This is a genomic window from Rossellomorea sp. KS-H15a (genome assembly GCF_024195245.1).
Taxonomy (GTDB): domain Bacteria; phylum Bacillota; class Bacilli; order Bacillales; family Bacillaceae_B; genus Rossellomorea; species Rossellomorea vietnamensis.
The window spans coordinates 4279753-4300163 of the sequence record NZ_CP096886.1 but is presented as its reverse complement, the minus strand read 5'-3'; the positions used below and the strand labels follow the sequence as shown (position 1 = coordinate 4300163).

Below are 20411 nucleotides of genomic sequence, written 5' to 3'. Positions count from 1 at the left end.
TTATGGATTGATGGACACAGGCGTCCCGACAGGAACAATCTTAGAGAGCTCTTCCACGTCTTTGTTATACATCCTTATACACCCCTTGGAGACTGCATTCCCGATGGAAGCAGGGTTGTTTGTACCATGGATTCCATAGCTTTCCTTCGATAAACTCATCCACATCGTCCCAAATGGCCCCCCTGGATTCGGTGCTTTATTGATGATGATGAAATCCCCGATGGGTGTTTCGAACAGGACTCTTCCTACAGCGATGGGATACTGTTTTATCTCAACCCCATCTTTGAATAGACGGAGGGTGCGATTGTTAACAGAGACTTCTATTCTATAAGGATTGCCGGTAGTATCGGGGATACCGGGAATGGTGATCGTTTGTCCTGGATAAATTTGATCCGGATTGATGCCCGGATTGGCAGTCAGGATGGCAGAAAGCGGAGTCCTGTAGTCCCTTGATATTTGTCCCAGTGTTTCTCCTGTTTTCACCGTATGAATCAACAGGGGTCACCTCCTGTTTCACTTTCACTTCATACTATGTGCAGATAAGGAAATCAGTGAGAAGCGGAAAATAAAAAACGCCTGCATTTTGGGGCAGGCGTTATGTGGACGTTATTGAGGAAGGTTCTGCTGTGGAACTTCCGTATAGCTTTGCAGCATGAGGGTCATATCCTGGTCATTCAGTTGAGGGACCTGATAGTATCCATGCTTGTTCTGATAAAGGAAAATTTCATAGCTCATTTCAATGAAGTTCGGCACACTGTCCGCTACAACCCGTCGCAACACAGGGTTTGTCATTTCGAGAGCCGTCATGGCAAGGAGAGTGGCCAATGATTTGGTCTGTCCGAGCATATACGCAGACAAACCTTTGTCTGAAAGGTCATTCACGGACTGATTGGGCTTTTTAGGAGCACCCGGTTTGATGCCGTAAGTGGCAGTGTGGGATTGGTTCATTTTGTATTGCTGGGTGGGTACTTGTGGATCATGTCCCGTTGAAAAGCTCCCTACGATTGAATTATACATAGTCGTTACAAATGCGGTCTGCCGTTTTACGATATCTTTTAACTCAGGGTCCTGAATATGTTGATCATACATTTGATACTGATCGAGCATGCTGATGATTCCTGCGATGATTTCATGGGCATCGAACAACTCATGTCCCCCATGATCTTTACTTTGGGCGTTCATCATGTTCGGTGGCATCCCCGATCCGGGTTGGTTCATTGGCTGCTGTTGATTTTGCACAGATGTTCTCCTCCTATGGTAAATAGTATCGTTGATTAGAATAACCGGATTGATTATATTTATTCCGAAATAGATTTAATACTTCCGGACTTGTCCGAATACAATGGGAAGAAGTCGATTTGAAGGTGGTCGAACATGAGTATCTTTATTAGTTATATTGTGTTGGGTTTATCCCTTTCAGCACCGATGGGTCCGATCAATGCAGCTCAGTTGGACAAGGGGATCCGATTCGGTTTCCTCCATGCCTGGCTTGTCGGGATTGGAGGGATGGTGGCGGACGGGATCTTTATGCTCCTGATTTATTTTGGGATTGCTCAATTCATTGATATCCCGATCATCAAACTTTTTTTATGGATAATTGGATTTTTTATTCTGACCTACACGGGGATTGAAAGCCTTCTAAAGTCCGGAGACCTTGAGGCTAATGCTGGGAAAAATCATAGTGAGACAAAAGGGAAGGCCTTTCGTACAGGATTTTTTATGGCGATATCCAACCCGATGAGTATTTTATTCTGGCTCGGGATCTATGGTTCCATCCTTGCTAAGACGTCAAGCTCTTACGAATCGTGGCAGGTCCTAGTGTACAGTCTGGGTATTTTTCTCGGTATCACCATTTGGGATGTGACGATGGCCGGTGTCGCAACGGGGGCGAGGAAGCTTGTCAGTCCGGGGATCCTGCGCTTCATTTCCATTGTTTCCGGGATTGTTTTGATGGGTTTCGGCATTTATTTCGGCGTGGAAGCCTGCAGGTTATTATTCGGCTAGACAGACACCCAGACGGTTTCTTCCTAATAGGATACATGAGTAATCCTAAGGAGGGATCGGCTATATGTTATGTTCAAAGAGCTGGATCGATCAACATATGGAGAAGCTTACCCCGTGGCAGCAATCCGCTTACCGCCACTTCTCAGCCATGATGCTGGATGAAGAGCATCCTTATCCTTGCGTACCCGGGAAACAAGGGTTTCAATCTGATACACTTCGTTTCGGTTTTACGGGGGATCCAAGAAGTGGGGAAGCTTCGGAAAAACTGGCATCTTACTTAAAGCAATACGGTGAGATTTCCAGGGAGACTGGAAATTACGCTTCTCTGGTGGTGTTCTGTCATTCTGATGTAACAGGGGAAAATCTGTCGGTTGAAACCTATGAGCATGTTTTTTGGAATATGTTGAACCGTGTCCACCAAATGGACGAAAAGCCCTGGCCGGATCACATCGGTAAGGATCCCCATGATCATACGTGGGAGTTCTGCTTTGATGGAGAACCTTATTTCGCCTTCTGTGCAACCCCTGCTCACAATGTCAGGAAAAGCCGTCATTTTCCTTACTTTCTATTGGCATTCCAGCCCAGATGGGTTTTTGATGAAATTAACTCCTCAACGGCATTTGGCCAAAAATTAAAGAAAGTCATCCGAAAGCGGCTGGTGGAATATGACGATATCGAACCTCACCCAAGTCTGAAATGGTATGGGCAGGAAGACAACTATGAATGGAAGCAATATTATCTGCGTGATGAGGATACTTCTATAAGTAAATGCCCGTTTTCACATATGCATAAAAAGATCAAGAGTTAAAGGCAGCCTTTAACTCTTTTTTCTTTTCACAAATGCCGCAGAGGCAATCAGCAGGATGAATCCGAGACTCACAAAGAACCCTATCCGGCTCACATCATCAAAGAGAGTACCACTGATGGCGAATAAGATAAGGAGAAGGGCGATCAGCGTCTGAATCAGATTCCAAGCTGTTCTGCTCATGAGTTTGAGGGAAGAGGCCAGGATGAAGATCCACGTATAAAGAAGCATCAGCCCAGCAGCCGTTGTGATATATTCAAATAGCTTTTCCGGGAGGAGCATCGCAATCACAATCGATATGGCGACGACCAAAGTCGTTAACCCGAAGGCGGGAAGTGGTATGCCCCACTTCCCTTTCCTGGCAAAAATCCGGGGTGCGTCCCCTTCTTCGGCGAGAGAGACAAGCATCGTCGTGACAGCGTACAATGACGCGACCATCGTCGAGAAACCCGCAATAATCAGAATGGAGTTAAAGACATGTGGGACCCATGGAAGGTCATATTGTTTCAGGGCTGTCAGAAACGGACTTTCATTCGGATCGATCGCTTCCGCCGGCACCATCTTCAAAACTAGATAGAAAGAAAGAACATAAAGGAAGGTTAACATTATCAGCATGATATTCCCGGACTTAGGGGCATCCTTTGGATCCTTTAGTTCTTTGGCCATCAACCCCATCACTTCAATTCCCCCAAATCCATAAAAGGCAAATAAAAGGGCAATCCACAATCCCTTTCCCTCGATGGGAAGTAGGTCGGAAATGGGATTCTGAAGCTCATGGCCGGATTCCCCGTCCCCGAGCCATCCAAACATGGCGGCACCCGCTACAATGATGAACATGACGATCGCAGCCGCCTTCATCACTCCAAATAGATTCTCCATCTGCTCGACTTTCTTCACTCCCAACAGAATGATCACAAGACCAAGACACGCAAATCCTGCAGTGAACATCCAAAGGGGCACTTCTGGAAACCAAAACTGGGCAAACAGTGCGAGGGCGGTTAACTGGCTCCCCATAATCAACATCTCAGCTGACCAATACACCCAGCCATTACTGAACCCTGCCCATGAACCGTATGCTTTCTTGGCATAGGTACGGAAGGAACCTTTTTCAGGGTGTTCTGCCGTCAGTTTGGCCAGGGCCTGGAATACCAACCATGTTCCGATACCGGCAATTAAATAGGCAAGCAGGACAGAAGACCCTGCCCGTTGAATCGGGATGGCTGAGCCAAGGAAATATCCCGTTCCGATGATACAGCCTACCCCGATGAAGGATAGCTGCCTCCACGAAAGGTTCGTTTCATTCGTACATTTACTCATATTTCTTCACCTGACCTTTATCCCCCATAGTGTGACATTCCACTGGATGAATTATGTGAATGGGACCGGAATGATTTTCATGAGAACGGAGAAAGTAAGGAAAGACTGATAATAGAGGGGGTTCTGCTGATGGTAAAGATCAATGCGAATTGTTGGAATGAACATGGGGAATTGAAAACGGTGTTAGTATGCTCGCCTTCAGTATTGGATGTACCTGATCAACGAACGGCGGATTACGTCGGATGGGAAAAACCGGTTAACCAGAAGAAGGCGAAAGAAAATCACGAAGAGATGATACGTGCGATGGAGAATGCGGGTGTTACGGTCATCGATTACTCCAAGCATCTTAAGGATGAGGACAGGCAGTTAAATGACCAGCTTATCAATCGTGTATTTGTACGAGATCTGGCATGTGTATATGGGAACACCGTGATTCCGGGTGATGCAGGTATTACCATGAGAGCTCCGGAATACGTTCACAGTCATGAGTTGTTTCAGAGATGGTTTGATGAGAATACCTTTTCCATACAGGACAATAATCGGTTGAAGGCGCTGGAGAATGGGGATGTATTCGTTTTGAATCGTGATACGGTTTTCATCAATACCGGGCTCCGGTCCAGCATTGAAAGTGTAGAGATGATGAAGGGAAAAATCTTTCAAGCTGGATTTACTGAAATCGGGATCATCGATTTACCCCGTACCGGTGAAACAATGCATTTGGATATGAACTGTAACGTAGCAGGACCGGACCTCCTCATTGCCAAAAGCTATATGCGACTTTTCCCAGTCCAGGTCGTCAATGAAGAAAGCGGAAAGTATGTAATGATGGAAGACTTCATCAAGCGGCATGGCTTTGATGTTCTTTGGACCGATGATGTGAAACATACGGTGGCTGACATCAATTTTTTAAATCTGGATCCTGAAACGCTGTTGGTAAGTACGAAAGCCAATAAGAAAATATGGAAAGATCATCCGAAATTAAAAGCTAAGAAACTGATTGAGGTGGACGTAAACGAACTTGAAAAAGGCGGTGGTGGAATCCGTTGTATGACCTTGCCATTTGAACGGAGCGAGTAATACACAGTTCCCTTTATGAAAGCAATGAAGTGATCCATTTTGGATGACTGATCGTTAGCTTGATTAAAGAGGAGTGGTTAAGATGAACAAGAGAGTAGAATGGTCCCTTCTGATTGGAAGGGTGGTCCTGGGGATGATCATGGTCGCACATGGAATGCAAAAAATAATGGGTATGGAGCAAACCATCGAGATGTTCGATCAAATCGGCTTACCGGCGATCATGGCCTATACAACGGCAATCATAGAGGCTGTCGGTGGATTAATGTTAATCATCGGTTTCTATGTGATTCCATCAGCTGCTGCATTGGCGGTGACCATGTTGGGAGCGATTGTACTAGTTAAATTTAAATTGGGTCTCATCGGAGGATATGAGTTTCCTTTAGTGCTATTGGCATTGTCAGTCATGCTTTCAATCACGGGAAGTGACAAGTGGTCCGTCATGAGTGCGCTCAATAAACAACGTCAGAAGGTCACCAGTTTATGATAGAAAGGTTGGATGAATGAAAAAGGAGAAGGGAGTCGACACCCTTCTCCTTTTTCATCCAATTCTCTACATCATTTCCTGGGAAAGGATGTTGAAACTTGTTGTGCTTTATCAGTGTATGGCTTGAACCATCTGGAAATCACATACTTTATTTCGTCCTGTCCGTTTCGCAAGATAAAGGGCCTTATCTGCCTGTTCGAAAATTTCCTCGCCGTCCTGTGAAAGAGTATCTGGGAAAGTGGACACCCCGATTGAAATCGTGATGCGGATCGATTGTTCCTCCGTAATGAAAAAGGAATGTCTTTCAACAGCTGCCCTTATCCTTTCCGCTATGACCATCCCATGAAAATGGGGACAATCCAGGAGGAGGATACTGAACTCCTCTCCTCCGTTCCTTGAAACAATATCAAAGGTCCTGGAGTGGTGCTTCAACACTTTTCCAAACTCTTTCAGAACCACATCTCCGGCATGATGACCGAATGTATCGTTTACGTTCTTGAAGTGGTCGATATCAATGAGGAGTAAGGATAGTTTTTCATTTCTTTCATGTGCGTGTTTCAAGGCCTCATTATAACTAACATCAAACTGTCTTACATTGTTCAGGCTCGTGAGGAAATCTTTCGTCGCGTTCTGTTCCAGTTGATGATATTGTTCATTTGAACGTTTGATCTGCTCGGCAATAAAATAAATGATAAAGGCGACCAGAATAGAAGTAATCGTATGATAAGGAATGATTTTCAATGCATTCAAAAACCCTAGGTTGATTTGTAACGAGATGAAAATGATCATCAGTCCGGACAAGTTCATAATTTGAATTTTCACAAGCCTGTGGTAAGGGAGAAAGCTTAATATGCTGCAGATGATTCCGATAACCAACATACCGATTGCCGCCACAATTGATTCCTGCGTGACACCGAACATGATCATTCTGCCGACTGTTATGATGGAGGCTGAAAGAAGGGCAGGAATCCACCCGACATAGACGGCAGTGGTCACGATCGCTACATGCCTCAGGTCCACTATACTGTGGTGATCCAAGGGAATGGCAAAATACATGAGAGCCAACCCAAGGACCCCGGAGAAGGAACCAATCAATACATTCATTGGAATCGGTGATTGCTGTGGATTTCTCAACACAATCCCGGCAAAGTACAAAAAGGATATTAAGATACATATGTTGATGAATACATGCTCTAACATGATCATCCCTCCTTCATGATGGACCGATACCGTGACATATTACCTATATTCAGTATATCGGATTTCCGGGAAGGTTGGTGAAGTATTTTCTGAGATTCGTATAAAGGAAAAAAGCCGTCCCGGATAGGACGGCTTTTTGGCTGCTAACTGGATCGTGTCTTAATAAACCCCGACAGCATCCCAAGCTGCTTTAACGGAGTTGTAAGTGGAGCTTCCACTTCCGTACAGGTCAGCTGCTGATTGAAGAAGGGCTGCACGTGCATAACTGAAATTACTAGTTGGTGTTAAGTAGACAGTCAGGGCACGATAGTAGATTTTTTCTGCTTTGGCTTTCCCGATGCTTGAGATCGTGTTATAAGCCGCTTTATTCGGGATACCGGAGTTTGTATGAACACCACCGTTATCGGAAGAAGTGTTCACATAGTTATTCATATGTTCCGGTTGTCCATATTTAGATGGGTTTGAAAGACTGCGCAGAGCATCTCCAGAGATGCCAGGGGTGTAGACATCTTCACCCATCAGGTAATCGCCCGGATCTAAGAAGTACCCAAACACATCAGAGAATGATTCGTTCAGGGCCCCGGATTGATATTGATATTGTAATCCGGCAGTACGCTCCGTCACGGCATGAGTCAGCTCGTGGGCCACGACATCAAGTGCACCGGAAAGAGATGTGAAAGTAGATCCGTCCCCGTCACCATAGACCATTTGGGAACCATTCCAGAACGCATTATTGTAGTTGGATCCATAATGGACAGTAGAGCGGATGGTCGCTCCGTTGTTGTCGAAACTATTGCGGTTATGTGTGTTTTTATAATAGTCATAGACTTTACCGGCATATGCATGGGCATCGACATCAGCCGCCTGGGAATACGCAGTCCAGGAGTTATTGCTGTCAGTGGAATAGTACCCTGGAAGGCTTGATCCATTTTGAGCCGTAAAGGTCTCGATGACACCATTCATCGGTTTCGTCACATCATATAAGTAATAAGTTCCATTTGAAGAATAAGTATTAAGAGTTTTATAGTCATCTAAAACCCCGTAACCGCTTCCGGTTGTCGCTGCATCTGTCACAGCATTGAAAGCTTCGACAATCGATCCGTCTTTGGCATCCACATAGATCTGCCAGTTCGCTCCATAAGGCTCGATGAATTGAAGTTGTACTTTATAAGCAAGAGTGAACTTTCCATCCTTCTCATGAATCACGAGATCATTTTTTTCAGTTGTGTTTTCAACTTTACTGTCTTTCTTCGCATCGATGCTGAACTCGTTTTGAGCCCCTTTCAAGGTGTCGGCTTTTGATAGGCCGATGTGCTTCCATGCAAGATCCGTCGCGGATTTTTGATTGATTTTGGATTTGGTCTTAGTTACCTTTTTAGAAGCTTCTTTATAAAGCTGACCAGTTGTAGCCGTTACTTCATTCTTTTTATTTGTATGGACAATGAAGATGGCTCCATCAACAGGCACACCGTCCACTGATTGAGTGAAACGATAATGAGACATTCCAAGATCATCTGTCGTCTTTTCAAGTAATGTCAGTTCAGAATGGGGATCGACGGCAAAAAGCTCTTTATTGTCTTTTATGAACTTTTTCACGTCTTGATCGTTCTTTACAATACCTTTTGATAGTTTCCCAGATAGGAAGCTTGGCCCTTTTTTATCTATGTTCATGACCTTTTGATGAATGTCCATTTTCGAAGTAATCGAATCTGAAGACTGGGCGAATGCGGAGGCACCTGTAAAAGATGCGCTGAATACAAGAGAAGTACCTAGTGCTAAACTGACTAATTTCTTTTTCGACATAATTACAATTTCCCCTTTTGATCATAGATTTTGGAAATAGCTATTTCTTTTGGCCCCGGCGGCTAATTAGTAGTCTAGTAAAAAATAGGAAGATTGACAATGAAAAAAATGGTAATTTTCAGTAAATTTGAAATATTTAGTGTTCAACAATGTCGATATATACGAAATTTGAGGTGAATTTCTACCTTTATCTTTGCCGTTCAAAGAAAAATATTTTTCTAGGAATATTCCACTATTTTTTGTGCATATGGGAATCAGACAAAAAACGGTTGAATTTGTTACAGTATTTGGTATAATTAATGTGAATTAATTCACAAATTCACACGAAAGAAATGGGTGGATAGTGTGGAAAAGAAAATTGTCATAGCAGGGGGAACAGGCTTTATCGGCCAGTATCTTCAGAAGAAGTTTCTCGAGAAGGACTTTAAAGTGACCATCATTTCAAGACAGACTCCCCATGTTTCCTGGGACCGGCCTGATGATGTGATGCAGGCATTGGAAGGGGCCGATATGCTCATCAATCTTGCAGGGAAATCAGTCGACTGTCGTTATAATGAAAAGAATAAAGCGGACATTTTCAAATCCAGGACGGAGACGACGAACATATTGGGGAAGGCCCTTTTGCAATGTCAGAATCCTCCTCCCTTATGGGTCAATTCCAGCACGGCCACGATCTATCGCCATGCAGAGGACCGGCCGATGACGGAGGAAGGCGGCGATATCGGCACAGGCTTTTCCGTTGAAGTGGCAAAGGAATGGGAGAAAGCATTCTTTTCCTTTTCAATACCCGGGACGCGGCAGGCTGCTCTACGGATCGCCATCGTACTGGGGCCGGATGGCGGTGTGATGACACCGTATAAAAACCTGGTCAGATTTGGTCTCGGTGGGGTGCAGGGACCGGGAACCCAGAGATTCAGCTGGATCCATGTAGAAGACCTATACCGGATCATTCTCTTTTTGAATGAAGAGAAGGAGTTAAGCGGAGTGTTCAACTGTGCCTCGCCGGATCCGGTCACCAATCGTGAATTCATGGCTCAATTAAGGAACGTGATGAATAAGAAAATAGGGCTCCCGACCCCGAAATGGATGCTTGAAGCAGGTGCGGTGTTCATCAAAACGGAAACCGAACTGGTCCTGAAAAGCAGATGGGTCATTCCGGAACGGTTGGAGAAAGCAGGTTTCGTCTTTCAGTATGATACGCTTGAAAAGGCACTGGGTCAGATCCTGGCGAAGTGACGATGAAAGGACTTGTCCATGTGACAAGTCCTTTTCGCCTTACTGATCATTCTTCATGAAATCATAGGTTGTCCAGCAGCGGTTCATCCCTATCCCTTTCTGCTCGGCATATTCATCTCCCCATTTACACATCTCAAATAGCGTGGACTGGAGTTTCTTCCCCATCTCTGTGGTCGAATATTCGACTTTTGGCGGGACTTCCTGATACACCGTCCGTTCGACCAGTCCATGTTCTTCCAGCTCCCGCAGCTGCTGGGTAAGCATCTTCTGCGTGATGTTCGGCAGGGACCGCTTCAATTCATTGAATCTCTTTACACCTTCATTTAAGTTCCATAGTATCAGAACCTTCCATTTTCCTCCGATGACATCGATCACGAGGTCGATGGCGCATTGGTATTCTGGATTGAGCTGTTTCATATGGGTACCTCCTTGATGTTATTGTTGTTTGTGGAATTGTTGAGTGTGCTGTTTGGTTCAGCAGGTGAATAATCAAAGTCATTCAGCAGCTGATATTTCGCGGATATTCAGCTGCTGAAAAAGAATGAAAAATCAGCAGCTGAACCGCATCTTCCCATTAACTCAGTTTCCAAACGGTAACCAGGATACTAAATAGTGCCTACTTGTTTATTGTGTTTATAGTATATATTATATACCATGTAAGCAAAATAATCATAACGCTCTTTAAGGAGATGAATATATTGAAAGCTTTATTATTGAAAGATAAAGGTTTATGGAAAGACATGAAGGTGGAGGAAATCGAAACACCTTCACCGCAAAAAGGAGAACTTCTCGTGGAGGTCCATGCCGTCGGATTGAACCCGGTTGACTACAAGACAGCCACGAATGGGATGCCTGTCTGGTCCTATCCGCATATCCTCGGTTTGGATGTGGCAGGAGTGGTCGCACAAGTCGGTGAGGGAGTAACGGATTATAAAGAGGGAGATCGTGTCGTTTACCACGGGGATTTCACGAAAAAAGGCGGATATGCAGAATACGCCATCATCACAGCACACACGGTTTCACGCATCCCTGACAGTGTTTCCTTCGAGGATGCTGCAGCTCTTCCAACTGCGGGTTATACGGCTTACCAGGCCATTCACCGTAAACTGCCCCTGGACAACGTCGAGACGATTTTAATCCACGGAGGTGCCGGTGGAGTAGGCGGGTTTGGCGTCCAACTTGCGAAGCTTGCAGGGAAGACGGTCATATCGACTGCGTCCCGTCACAATCATGACTATGTGAAATCACTTGGAGCAGACTATTGTATCGACTACCGGGAAGAAGATGTTACAGCGAAAGTAATGGAAATTACGGATGGCCGTGGTGTGGACGCCGTCGTGGATGCGGTCAGCAGACAGAGTGCGACGGACTCCCTGGATGCCCTAGCCTATATGGGTCACATGGTGTACATCGCCGGTGCCCCTGATTTCACCAAAATCAAATCATTCACAAAAGTCGTTTCTTATCATGAAATCGCCCTTGCAGCGGCGCATCAAACGGAAGATTTCAAAGCCAAAAAGGACTTTGCGGTGATCGGGGATGAGATGCTTGACCTGTTGGAACAAGGGAAGCTGGATGCCATGCTGAAAGAGACGGTGACACTTGAAGAAGTACCGGAAGCCCTCAGCCGCTTATCCGAGCGACATGTGAAAGGCAAGATTGTAGCGAAACTGAAATAATGTGAAAAAGGAGAGCCATCGGACCCGGCTCTCCTTTTTATCTCATCAAACTTGGTTATGTCGTAAGTACTCAAGACTTTTTCGAACGCTGTCGATTGGCGGGATCTTGGAGTCATCCTGCTCTACGATCCACCAGTCCACATCGCTGTGCATACCGAATTCCAGGATAGGTTCGAGGTCCACTCCACCCGATCCAAGTTCTGCGAAGAAACGTTCGCCATCCGTTGTCATATCTTTTAAATGGACAAGGGGAGTCCGACCCTGGTAACGCTTCAGCCATTCAACAGGCTTCTCCCCTGCATACGTCAGCCAATAGATATCAAATTCAGCTTTGACCCAGTGAGGATTCGTTTCAGCCAGAATCGTTTCGAGAGCCGTTTTTCCGTTGGAAAGAGTCCTTAATTCGAAGTCATGGTGATGATAGCAGAGGGTGATCCCCGCCTGAAAGCATTTTGCACCAATGGTGTTCAGGTCATCGATCAATCTGAAATAATCTTCCTCTGTTCGTTCTTCAGGGAGCAAATAGGGACATACAATGTAGGTACTTCCAAGCTCAAGCTGATCCCCGATCACCTGATCCACATTGCTCCTTAATTCAGATAAAGAAATGTGACTGGAGACAGCACGAAGATTCAGCTTATCCAATAAATCTTTCAGTTCGTTGACGGATAAACCGCCATAACCGGCAAGTTCTACCCCTTCATAACCTAAATCGGCCACTTTTTGAAGAGTACCGATAAAATCCTTTTCCGCCTCGTTTCGCAATGTATACATCTGGAGGGCAACAGGGATTTCTTTCATACGCTCACTCCTATCCTTTAGTCATGTTCGCGTTGATTTGAGAAAGCACGCTCTTATATACTTCTAATTCCTCTTCTGAAATCCCTTTAAGGATCGTATCTTCATACAAATTCTCTATAAATGGGGAAAGCTCTTCCTTTGCTTTCATTCCTTTTTCTGTGATGAAAATAAGAAAAGATCGTCTGTCTTCGGCGTTTTTCTGTTTATAAATCAGTTCTTTCCTTTCCAGAATATCCAATATCCTGGTTACGGTCGGCTGGTCTTTTTCAGACCTTATGGCAAGCTGCTTTTGACTGATTCCATCCTGTTCAGCAAGTCTCTTCAGAACGGTCCACTGCTCTGGTGTCACATCGAAATCTTTCAGATGGAGGGTAAGGAATCGGATGATATTTTTGACTGTGTGGCTCGTATATAAGCCGATGGATTCATCTCGGGACATGGTCACTGGTTTCACCTTCTACGTGAGTTTCTTCCCTTTATCATACATGAAAACCGGAAGAAATTGAATTAATTGTCACAACAACTATATTTACAAATATACATGTTGTAGATATAATTAGTATAACAACTAATTGCGCGAAGGAGAATGATAGTGGAACATTCAACACAACAAAACATCTGGACACGGCCATTTTTTATGGCGTTACTGAATAACTTTTTTCTCTTTTTGGTATTTTATTCACTGCTTACGATCCTCCCTCTGTATGTGCTTGATGAGTTGCACGGGACAGAAGGTCAGGCAGGACTTGCTACAACGGTCTTCTTACTATCGGCAATCATTGTGCGTCCCTTTTCGGGAAAAATCATTGAGCTGTTAGGGAAGAAAAAGACACTCATCCTCAGTGTATTCATGTTCGGGATTTCCTCATTTATTTACTTTTGGGTAAATGATTTTTATTTTTTGATGGGGCTCCGTTTCTTCCATGGAATCTGGTTTAGTATCGGTTCAACAGTCATGGTGGCGATTGCGGCAGACATGATCCCGGCAAACAGGAAGGGGGAGGGACTTGGTTACTTTGCCATGTCGATGAACCTGGCAGTAGTAGTAGGACCTTTTCTTTCCCTGGCCCTCCTCCAGTGGATTCCGTACACGACATTGTTTATGGGTCTTGCATGGATCATTGTCATTGGCTTTCTATGTTCATTTGGGATTCAGGTGACAGAGAACGAGGTGGTGGAACAGGTAGTGAGCAGGCGCCTGACACTTAAGGATTTAATAGAAGTGAAGGCGATCCCGATTGCATTGGTGGGGTTCCTGACCTCATTTGCTTATTCAGGAATCATGTCGTTTATATCCGTTTATGCGAAGTCTGTCGGTCTATTCGAATCCGTTAGCTTATTCTTCGTCGTATTTGCAGCGGCCATGCTGCTGTCACGGCCATATACAGGACGTTTATTTGACCGGTCGGGACCCAACGCGGTCATCTACCCGTCCCTGATCATTTTTGCCTTTGGACTGATTCTTTTAAGCTTCACTCATTCCGTCGTGTTCTTATTGGTATCGGGAACGCTGATCGGCCTCGGGTACGGTGCTTTGCTTCCAAGTTTCCAGACCATGTCGATACAGGCTGCACCGAAGAGGAGAACAGGGCATGCGACGGCTACGTTCTTCATTTTTTATGACCTTGGGATTGCGGTAGGATCGTTTATGCTGGGGCTTGTTTCATCGCAGCTCGGTTTTTCGGCTTTATATATCATCTGCAGTGGAGTGGTGTTGGTTACAGTCGCTGCATATAAAATCGTGACGAAACGAAGAACAATGGCTGTACATCAAGAGGAAGCATTAGAGTTATAAAATGAAGAGGGGCTTACCTTTCAGAGGTGAGTCCCTTTTTAAGGATCAGGGGTCAATGTGAAGGTATGAACCTGAAACGAAACGTACACTCTAATGGTACAGGGGAGGTGTAAAACCATGGCACAGGACGTACTATGTGAAGTGAGCAACTGCAGGTACAACAGTGAAGGAAAGAAGTGTTCTGCAGAACAGATTTTCGTTGTCAGTCATAAAGGGAACAAAGCGCATAACAGCGAAGAAACGGACTGCAAAACATTCGAACCGGGTATGTAATATTAGAGAAGGCAACCATAGGCGTGGTTGTCTTTCTTTTTATATAGTATTGATAATAATTCTCATTGTTATACAAAAAAGCCCACAATGAGTTGTGAGCTAACTTGCTTGTTCCGATAACACAGTCGTTTTGAGCTGCCTGTATTTCGAGTAGAAAAGTCCCGTCATCACCAGGGAGAGGCATCCAAATAAAACCGTCATGATCTGCAGCCCGACAAGATCTAATAGGAGCCCTGTCAAAAGAAGGACAACTTGGAAGATCAGCCGGTCGAGCATATTCCGGAACGAAAAGAAGCGTCCGTGAAATTCTTTCGGGATTCGTGTTTGGAAAATGGTGGCGGCTGTCGGAAAGAAACACCCTACAGAGAAGCCGAATACCGTGAAGGCAAGCACCGACATGACGGGACTTGTAGCAAAATAAAGAAGCATTTGCGCCATCCCGATGACAAAGCTGAAGCTGAACAGAATCTTATATGGCGAAACGTTTTCACCGATTTTTTTCACTGCAAATGCACCCGTCATAAAAGCGATCCCTTCCGCTGTATAGATCCATCCTTTAATGGCGGAACTGTCCTGGAGCTCGCTGATGTTGATGACCATCAAATTGAATCCACCGATAAATAAAAGCGGGATGAGTGTCATCACGAGGGTCATAAATACGATGGGAAGTCCTTTGATGACCGGGAATACTTCCTTGAAGCCTGCTGCTTTTGGCTTGTTGCCTTGCGTTTTGACGTATGACTCCTCGTTTTCGGCGATTGTCAGGAACCAGGTCATGACGAACAGGGCAAGGTACGCTACAAGAGATAGAACATACAGCATCGATAAAGAAATGATGACCAGTAGAATTCCAGCTAAAGCCGTCCCGAGGATCCTTGAAAGGGTCGCCACATTCATATGCACACCGTTCATCTGCAGCAGTTCACTCTCTTTCACCACCATCGGAATGGCAGCCTGTAGGGCAGGGAAATAAAAAGCGGCAGAGATTTGAATGCTGACTAAGAAGACGATCATCCATAGTACCGAGCCCGTATATATAGCGATCAGCATGAAAACGACACTGAGTGCCCGTGTGAATCCTGATACGAGCATCACGGTTTTTTTATTTGCCTGATCCGTTATTTTGCCGGCTAGCGGACCGACAGCAAGGCCAGCCAGGAGACCAGAAGCTAACAGGACTGACTTCAGAAAATCAGAAGGCACCTTCTCCTGCATAAACTCCAGATTTCCGATGATTCCGAGCCATAATCCAAGCCCGGCAATGAATTCCCCGATCAATAATATCCACACATTCTTATTTTTCCACATAGTAGGTCCGTCCCTCGCAGTCGATTTATTTCGTTACTCTAAATATACTATGCTGGGGGTGGGAAGGGAATGGTTTTTTGTTGGGGGAGGGGGTGTGTTTTTGGAGCAAATGCATTTCGCTGATATAAATGAGATATCGCTGATAAAACGTCAATTTCGCCGATATATCTGAAATTTCGCTGATAAAACTTAAATTCCGCTGATAAAACTGGGCTTTACCAACTCAAGCAGGATTTTCTATGTTCCATGAAGAATACCAGTAATATAAAATCGGACTGGAGTGATAAAATGATCGAAAAAGAACGAATCATCCCTCGAAATATCCTCGTTTTGCAAGCATTAATCCGCAGATTACCACTCAATCATCCAAAACTGTACCTCATAACCGATGAACTCGGTAAAAGAATGGCAGGGTTCAAAGGAGAGAAGGCTTTGGATTACACATTAAGCTTATTAGACAACAAAAAATACTCCATTCTCAACGATCTTAGGATCCCCTGCAAAGAAGGCTTTTTTCAAATAGACACTCTGCTTCTCACGACCAAAGTAATCATAAATATTGAAGTCAAATACCTTTCAGGTACTGCTTACTTCGATCCAATCTTCAATCAGCTTATTCAAACAAAAGATGGCAATGAATCAGCGTTACCAGACCCTACAATTCAAGTTAAAAGACAGGAAAGCAAGCTGCAAGATTGGCTAAAGAAAAATGGCTTCCCCAATATCCCCGTATATTCCTGCGTAGTCATGAGTAACGATCGTACAATTATAAAAACCTCTCCAGATAACAAAATCCTTAATAAAATCGTCATTCACCGCCAATCCTTATCCGATAAGGTTAAATATATTGAGGGTTCTGTTAGAAACGAATCGGCAACTATAAAAGACATAAAAAAATTGATCGGCACTTTAAAAAGACATCATACAGAACCTGTTTCCACTGTTTTAGAACGATATGGAATTAAAGAAAGGGAACTGTTAAAGGGAGGCATATGTGAAGTTTGCAATCACCGGCCGTTAATAAGGAAACATGGTAAATGGTTTTGTATGGAATGTAATAATGAAAATACTCATGCTCATGTTCAAGCTCTTAAAGATTATGAACTTCTTATAAGGTCCACAATAAATAATGCTGAGTTAAGAACATTTTTAAATGTAAATTCCTCCCATATTGCCAAACGACTCCTCCAATCCCTCAACCTACCCACCACAGGCATCAAAAAAGGAACCACATATATCCTTTCATTCAACGAAAATCAATCAACAAAATCCCAATAAAAAACCCAGAGCCAATGTCTCTGGATTTGTAGGTTATATAAATCGATTTAAATATTCGCCAAATATTTTGTTCATCACTTTAGGTGTGTTTTCTATATAAACATTGATCTGGTCATTGTTTGAATCGAATGTATCAGAATTACTTTCAACTGTTGGAAAGTCAGATATCCCTTTAATGATAATACACTCAACATCATTCTTCTTACAGATATACGCAATGGCACCTGCTTCTGTATCGGCTATTGTGATTTCGTTTTCTTTAAGTTCTAAATAGTCCTTCCACATAACGACTGCTTTATCAGCGGTGCCGATTGTTCCGGTGTAGAAATCATTTCCGTATTTTGATAGATCGATATCGACGATAAAGGATTGCTTAATAAAAGGCTCGATTTCTTTTACTGTGCAATCATATTGAACGGCTTTGTCGGGTACAAAAATATCCAGATTACTGAACTTATCATCTATTCCTGCACAGGTTCCAGCAACGATCACTTTCGTTAAATGAAAGGTAGAAATCATATACTGATTACCACCGACACCATTTACCTTCCTTACACCGGTACTATAAAAAACAAGTTCGGTATCATTCATTGTTCTTTTGAAATATTCGCCATAAGGATAACCGAAACGTTCGTGGTCTTTTACACCGAAATACTCCAATGTCGCTTCATATTCCCACTTTGTTGCTATACTGATTCCTATCATCGACTTATCTCCCTGTAAAGATAGCTATTTTTATTTTTCTCTCCCAAAACGGAGCTCCTTAATAATAACGGGTTCTCATTCCTTTTCAATCCACTCTTGGGACCACTTCTCTATATTCTTCATTAAAGGCTCTAAAGAATAACCTTTCTTTGTTAACGAATATTCAATCCGCACCGGTGTCTCGGGATAGACGGTCCGTGTAACGATTCCTTCTTGTTCAAGATCCTTTAATCGCTCGGATAGAAGTCTTCCGCTGATGCCGATTGCGTCTTTGATGGTGCAGTTCCGTTGGGGGCCGGAAAGCAGCTGGTAAATGATGAGCCCTGTCCATCGCTGACTTAAGATGCCGATCGCTTTTTCAAATCTTGGACATATTTCAGATTGGTTCATCTTCAATGCCTCCTTCATTCATGGAAATTCTAATTTGTAGTATACCATATAACGGGTAATTAGGTAATTTAATTACTTGACGGAATAAAGTTATTAAATTAAAATTGGTTACATAAAGTAACTTAGTGAAATACATCTAAAAATAAATCGGAGGAACCATAATGAACTTTCATAAAGAACCCCATACATTTGTTGGGGAAGTGAGCTTAATCGTACAGGATTTGAAGCGATCTCTTTCATTTTACAAGGAAGTGATCGGGTTTAAAGTGCTGGAGCAGTCAGAAAAACGGGCCACTTTAACGGCGGACGGTATTCATCCCCTGTTATCCATTGAAGAGCTTGAAGAATCATTTCCTAAAGAGCCGGGGAGGACGGGGTTATATCATTTTGCTTTATTGCTGCCAAGTAGAGAAGATCTTGGTAAGGTGCTGGCCCATCTGATCAAGCTGAATATACAGCTCGGATCTTCTGACCACCTTGTCAGTGAAGCAATCTATTTATCCGATCCTGATGGGAATGGAATCGAGATCTACAGGGACCGTCCGGCAAGCGCCTGGACATGGCATGGTGATCAAGTCGAAATGACCGTCGATCCCCTCGACGCACGGGGGATATTAGCCGAGGCAGAGGGGGAAGCGTGGGACGGACTTCCGGCCGGTACAGTGATGGGGCATATTCATCTCCACGTGTCGGATTTGAAGGCGGCGGAAGAATTCTACGGCAAAGGTCTTGGCTTTAACGTGGTGAGCCGTTTCGGGAACCAGGCGCTCTTCATTTCGACCGGAGGGTACCATCATCACATCGGATTGAATACGTGGAATGGTGTGGGTGCTCCGGCTCCTTCCGAAAACAGTGCTGGCCTCAACTGGTTCACCCTTCACCTCCCAAATGAAGAAAAGCGCAACAGCACCATTCATCATCTCAAATCCATTGGGGCGGCTATACAGGAACATGACGGTACAATCCTCACAGTAGACCCATCCGGCAACCACATCTATTTAAGACTGTAAAAGGGAGGGACGGACCTCGAAAAACGAGGTCCGTCCCTCTTCTGTATTCTTCATAATGTTGATACAGAGGGGTTCATCTGGATATATTGAGAGTGTTTCCCGTGATATTCCCGCGGAAAGCGAGGTCCGTCCCTCTAAGCAGTTTTTTTTGGTCCTGCAGATGTTAGTGGGATAATGTAAGTACATATAATGGAAATTCGGTTTGGGAAGGGGAGTGACATGGATGAAGTTGAGTGTTTTGGATCAGTCTGTGATTGTGAGGGGAGGGGACGCAGGTTCTGCGTTTCGGAATACAGTGGAGCTTGCACAGGTTACAGAGGAGTTGGGGTACACGCGATTCTGGGTGGCCGAGCATCATAATACGAATGGTCTTGCAGGTTCGGCTCCACAGGTACTGATTTCACATATTGCGTCCATGACGCGTTCAATACGGGTCGGATCCGGGGGTGTCCTCCTTCCACAATACAGTCCTTACAAAATCGCTGAGGACTTCAAGGTGTTGGAAACCCTATTTCCCCATCGCATCGATCTTGGAATCGGCCGTTCCCCAGGGGGATCATATGAAACACGGATGGCTCTTACGGATGGGTTGAAAAAGAGTATGAATGAGTTTCCGGGGCAGGTGGAGGCACTTCAGAATTACTTGCATCTCTCATCTGAACAAAGCGTGAAGGCTTATCCTGACATACCGTCTCCTCCACTTCCATGGATACTGGGCATCACCCACCGAGGTGCCAGGGTAGCAGCTGAAAAAGGTACGGCCTTTACCTTTGGTCACTTCATCAATCCGGTCAATGGGAAGCGGGCGATGAATTATTATCAAACTCACTTTCAGCCTTCATCCTCATTAGCCAGACCCTTGAGCAATGTGTGTATCTTTGTCGTTTGCGCTCCAACCGAGGAGCAAGCAGAAGAAATGGCTCTCACACAAGACTTGTGGTTATTGGCTGTAGAGAAGGGGATTGATACTGAAATTCCTTCCGTAGAAGAAGCAAAGGCAAGAGTTCTGACACCGGAAGAAAAAGAAAAAGTAAAGGAAAACAGAAAAAGAGCGATAATCGGAACCCCTCAACAGGTGAAGGAAGAACTCCTGATGCTAAGTGAAGTATATCAATCCGATGAATTCATGATCATCACCAATGTGTCTCAATTCGAAGACAAAATAAGGTCGTATGAGTTGATCGCTGAGGCGGTTCTTTAATCCATAGGGGCCTGAGAGGCATGAAAACCCCTGAAATAAGAAAGG

At 44.4% G+C, this 20411-nt stretch carries 22 protein-coding genes; 11 read left to right on the top strand and 11 right to left on the bottom strand.

Annotation, left to right across the window (positions count from 1 at the left end; all coding sequences use genetic code 11):
• Both M1J35_RS22150 and M1J35_RS22145 read right to left on the bottom strand, forming a co-directional pair.
• Positions 1 to 495 (bottom strand): L,D-transpeptidase family protein, encoded by a 495-nt coding sequence (locus M1J35_RS22150; RefSeq protein WP_034764160.1) that lies wholly within the window; start codon positions 493 to 495, stop codon positions 1 to 3.
• A 111-nt stretch (positions 496 to 606) separates the two neighbouring features.
• A complete protein-coding gene (locus tag M1J35_RS22145; RefSeq protein WP_371928698.1) occupies positions 607 to 1239 on the bottom strand; it encodes a spore coat protein in 633 nt (210 codons plus the stop codon).
• A gap of 135 nt (positions 1240 to 1374) precedes the next feature.
• Between M1J35_RS22145 and M1J35_RS22140 the strand changes: the two genes are divergently transcribed.
• A complete protein-coding gene (locus M1J35_RS22140) occupies positions 1375 to 2004 on the top strand; it encodes a LysE family transporter (protein ID WP_254652299.1) in 630 nt (209 codons plus the stop codon).
• A gap of 64 nt (positions 2005 to 2068) precedes the next feature.
• On the top strand, positions 2069 to 2812 hold the full coding sequence (locus M1J35_RS22135; RefSeq protein WP_254652298.1) for a YqcI/YcgG family protein: 744 nt from the start codon (positions 2069 to 2071) through the stop codon (positions 2810 to 2812).
• Between the two features lie 9 nt (positions 2813 to 2821).
• Here M1J35_RS22135 and M1J35_RS22130 read toward each other — a convergent pair whose 3' ends face one another.
• Positions 2822 to 4126, bottom strand: a complete 1305-nt coding sequence (locus tag M1J35_RS22130) for an amino acid permease (protein WP_254652297.1) — start codon at positions 4124 to 4126, stop codon at positions 2822 to 2824.
• Positions 4127 to 4255: 129 nt separating this feature from the next.
• Between M1J35_RS22130 and M1J35_RS22125 the strand changes: the two genes are divergently transcribed.
• The gene (locus tag M1J35_RS22125; RefSeq protein WP_254652296.1) at positions 4256 to 5203 is read left to right on the top strand and encodes an arginine deiminase family protein; all 948 of its coding nucleotides are present in this window, start codon (positions 4256 to 4258) and stop codon (positions 5201 to 5203) included.
• 82 nt (positions 5204 to 5285) lie between these two features.
• Positions 5286 to 5687: a DoxX family protein gene (locus M1J35_RS22120; protein WP_224521978.1), complete on the top strand. Its 402-nt coding sequence runs from the start codon at positions 5286 to 5288 to the stop codon at positions 5685 to 5687.
• Positions 5688 to 5798: 111 nt separating this feature from the next.
• On the opposite strand, the gene M1J35_RS22115 is transcribed toward M1J35_RS22120, so the two are convergent.
• Together M1J35_RS22115 and M1J35_RS22110 are read right to left on the bottom strand one after the other, a co-directional pair.
• Entirely contained in the window at positions 5799 to 6887 is a 1089-nt protein-coding gene (locus M1J35_RS22115) for a GGDEF domain-containing protein (protein WP_224521979.1), read from the bottom strand.
• 159 nt (positions 6888 to 7046) lie between these two features.
• Positions 7047 to 8690 (bottom strand): M4 family metallopeptidase, encoded by a 1644-nt coding sequence (locus tag M1J35_RS22110; RefSeq protein ID WP_034764134.1) that lies wholly within the window; start codon positions 8688 to 8690, stop codon positions 7047 to 7049.
• A gap of 345 nt (positions 8691 to 9035) precedes the next feature.
• Between M1J35_RS22110 and M1J35_RS22105 the strand changes: the two genes are divergently transcribed.
• Positions 9036 to 9926: a TIGR01777 family oxidoreductase gene (locus tag M1J35_RS22105; RefSeq protein ID WP_254652295.1), complete on the top strand. Its 891-nt coding sequence runs from the start codon at positions 9036 to 9038 to the stop codon at positions 9924 to 9926.
• A 39-nt stretch (positions 9927 to 9965) separates the two neighbouring features.
• On the opposite strand, the gene M1J35_RS22100 is transcribed toward M1J35_RS22105, so the two are convergent.
• Positions 9966 to 10343 (bottom strand): winged helix-turn-helix transcriptional regulator, encoded by a 378-nt coding sequence (locus M1J35_RS22100; RefSeq protein WP_254652294.1) that lies wholly within the window; start codon positions 10341 to 10343, stop codon positions 9966 to 9968.
• A 281-nt stretch (positions 10344 to 10624) separates the two neighbouring features.
• Between M1J35_RS22100 and M1J35_RS22095 the strand changes: the two genes are divergently transcribed.
• The gene (locus M1J35_RS22095) at positions 10625 to 11605 is read left to right on the top strand and encodes a zinc-binding dehydrogenase (RefSeq protein ID WP_254652293.1); all 981 of its coding nucleotides are present in this window, start codon (positions 10625 to 10627) and stop codon (positions 11603 to 11605) included.
• 45 nt (positions 11606 to 11650) lie between these two features.
• Here M1J35_RS22095 and M1J35_RS22090 read toward each other — a convergent pair whose 3' ends face one another.
• Positions 11651 to 12406, bottom strand: coding sequence for a sugar phosphate isomerase/epimerase family protein (locus M1J35_RS22090; RefSeq protein ID WP_254652292.1), 756 nt, complete (start codon positions 12404 to 12406; stop codon positions 11651 to 11653).
• Between the two features lie 10 nt (positions 12407 to 12416).
• Positions 12417 to 12845 (bottom strand): MarR family winged helix-turn-helix transcriptional regulator, encoded by a 429-nt coding sequence (locus M1J35_RS22085; RefSeq protein ID WP_254652291.1) that lies wholly within the window; start codon positions 12843 to 12845, stop codon positions 12417 to 12419.
• A 147-nt stretch (positions 12846 to 12992) separates the two neighbouring features.
• Between M1J35_RS22085 and M1J35_RS22080 the strand changes: the two genes are divergently transcribed.
• A complete protein-coding gene (locus M1J35_RS22080) occupies positions 12993 to 14201 on the top strand; it encodes an MFS transporter (RefSeq protein ID WP_254652290.1) in 1209 nt (402 codons plus the stop codon).
• Between the two features lie 117 nt (positions 14202 to 14318).
• Positions 14319 to 14474 carry a DUF1540 domain-containing protein gene (locus M1J35_RS22075; RefSeq protein ID WP_254652289.1) on the top strand — a complete coding sequence of 52 codons (156 nt, stop codon included), beginning with the start codon at positions 14319 to 14321 and terminating at the stop codon, positions 14472 to 14474.
• A 99-nt stretch (positions 14475 to 14573) separates the two neighbouring features.
• Here M1J35_RS22075 and M1J35_RS22070 read toward each other — a convergent pair whose 3' ends face one another.
• Entirely contained in the window at positions 14574 to 15782 is a 1209-nt protein-coding gene (locus M1J35_RS22070; protein WP_254652288.1) for an MFS transporter, read from the bottom strand.
• Between the two features lie 288 nt (positions 15783 to 16070).
• Between M1J35_RS22070 and M1J35_RS22065 the strand changes: the two genes are divergently transcribed.
• Complete coding sequence (locus M1J35_RS22065) at positions 16071 to 17060, top strand: nuclease-related domain-containing protein (protein ID WP_254652287.1); 990 nt, start codon at positions 16071 to 16073, stop codon at positions 17058 to 17060.
• Positions 17061 to 17093: 33 nt separating this feature from the next.
• Here M1J35_RS22065 and M1J35_RS22060 read toward each other — a convergent pair whose 3' ends face one another.
• Together M1J35_RS22060 and M1J35_RS22055 are read right to left on the bottom strand one after the other, a co-directional pair.
• On the bottom strand, positions 17094 to 17765 hold the full coding sequence (locus M1J35_RS22060) for a 5'-methylthioadenosine/S-adenosylhomocysteine nucleosidase family protein (protein WP_254652286.1): 672 nt from the start codon (positions 17763 to 17765) through the stop codon (positions 17094 to 17096).
• A 75-nt stretch (positions 17766 to 17840) separates the two neighbouring features.
• Positions 17841 to 18155, bottom strand: a complete 315-nt coding sequence (locus tag M1J35_RS22055; RefSeq protein WP_034764117.1) for a winged helix-turn-helix transcriptional regulator — start codon at positions 18153 to 18155, stop codon at positions 17841 to 17843.
• A gap of 161 nt (positions 18156 to 18316) precedes the next feature.
• On the opposite strand from M1J35_RS22055, the gene M1J35_RS22050 reads away from it, so the two are divergent.
• Both M1J35_RS22050 and M1J35_RS22045 read left to right on the top strand, forming a co-directional pair.
• Complete coding sequence (locus M1J35_RS22050) at positions 18317 to 19165, top strand: VOC family protein (RefSeq protein ID WP_254652285.1); 849 nt, start codon at positions 18317 to 18319, stop codon at positions 19163 to 19165.
• A 223-nt stretch (positions 19166 to 19388) separates the two neighbouring features.
• Complete coding sequence (locus M1J35_RS22045; RefSeq protein WP_254652284.1) at positions 19389 to 20366, top strand: LLM class flavin-dependent oxidoreductase; 978 nt, start codon at positions 19389 to 19391, stop codon at positions 20364 to 20366.
• Positions 20367 to 20411 lie beyond the last annotated feature (45 nt).

What these genes read in the sequence shown, in the direction of transcription:
- M1J35_RS22135 (WP_254652298.1), top strand. Translation starts at nt 2,069, where the DNA reads ATGTTATGTTCAAAGAGCTGGATCGATCAACATATGGAGAAGCTTACC.
- M1J35_RS22100 (WP_254652294.1), bottom strand. Translation starts at nt 10,343, where the DNA reads ATGAAACAGCTCAATCCAGAATACCAATGCGCCATCGACCTCGTGATC.
- M1J35_RS22110 (WP_034764134.1), bottom strand. Translation starts at nt 8,690, where the DNA reads ATGTCGAAAAAGAAATTAGTCAGTTTAGCACTAGGTACTTCTCTTGTA.
- M1J35_RS22120 (WP_224521978.1), top strand. Translation starts at nt 5,286, where the DNA reads ATGAACAAGAGAGTAGAATGGTCCCTTCTGATTGGAAGGGTGGTCCTG.
- M1J35_RS22115 (WP_224521979.1), bottom strand. Translation starts at nt 6,887, where the DNA reads ATGTTAGAGCATGTATTCATCAACATATGTATCTTAATATCCTTTTTG.
- M1J35_RS22085 (WP_254652291.1), bottom strand. Translation starts at nt 12,845, where the DNA reads ATGTCCCGAGATGAATCCATCGGCTTATATACGAGCCACACAGTCAAA.
- M1J35_RS22075 (WP_254652289.1), top strand. Translation starts at nt 14,319, where the DNA reads ATGGCACAGGACGTACTATGTGAAGTGAGCAACTGCAGGTACAACAGT.
- M1J35_RS22140 (WP_254652299.1), top strand. Translation starts at nt 1,375, where the DNA reads ATGAGTATCTTTATTAGTTATATTGTGTTGGGTTTATCCCTTTCAGCA.
- M1J35_RS22065 (WP_254652287.1), top strand. Translation starts at nt 16,071, where the DNA reads ATGATCGAAAAAGAACGAATCATCCCTCGAAATATCCTCGTTTTGCAA.
- M1J35_RS22045 (WP_254652284.1), top strand. Translation starts at nt 19,389, where the DNA reads ATGAAGTTGAGTGTTTTGGATCAGTCTGTGATTGTGAGGGGAGGGGAC.
- M1J35_RS22050 (WP_254652285.1), top strand. Translation starts at nt 18,317, where the DNA reads ATGAACTTTCATAAAGAACCCCATACATTTGTTGGGGAAGTGAGCTTA.
- M1J35_RS22125 (WP_254652296.1), top strand. Translation starts at nt 4,256, where the DNA reads ATGGTAAAGATCAATGCGAATTGTTGGAATGAACATGGGGAATTGAAA.
- M1J35_RS22055 (WP_034764117.1), bottom strand. Translation starts at nt 18,155, where the DNA reads ATGAACCAATCTGAAATATGTCCAAGATTTGAAAAAGCGATCGGCATC.
- M1J35_RS22060 (WP_254652286.1), bottom strand. Translation starts at nt 17,765, where the DNA reads ATGATAGGAATCAGTATAGCAACAAAGTGGGAATATGAAGCGACATTG.
- M1J35_RS22080 (WP_254652290.1), top strand. Translation starts at nt 12,993, where the DNA reads ATGATAGTGGAACATTCAACACAACAAAACATCTGGACACGGCCATTT.
- M1J35_RS22070 (WP_254652288.1), bottom strand. Translation starts at nt 15,782, where the DNA reads ATGTGGAAAAATAAGAATGTGTGGATATTATTGATCGGGGAATTCATT.
- M1J35_RS22130 (WP_254652297.1), bottom strand. Translation starts at nt 4,126, where the DNA reads ATGAGTAAATGTACGAATGAAACGAACCTTTCGTGGAGGCAGCTATCC.
- M1J35_RS22090 (WP_254652292.1), bottom strand. Translation starts at nt 12,406, where the DNA reads ATGAAAGAAATCCCTGTTGCCCTCCAGATGTATACATTGCGAAACGAG.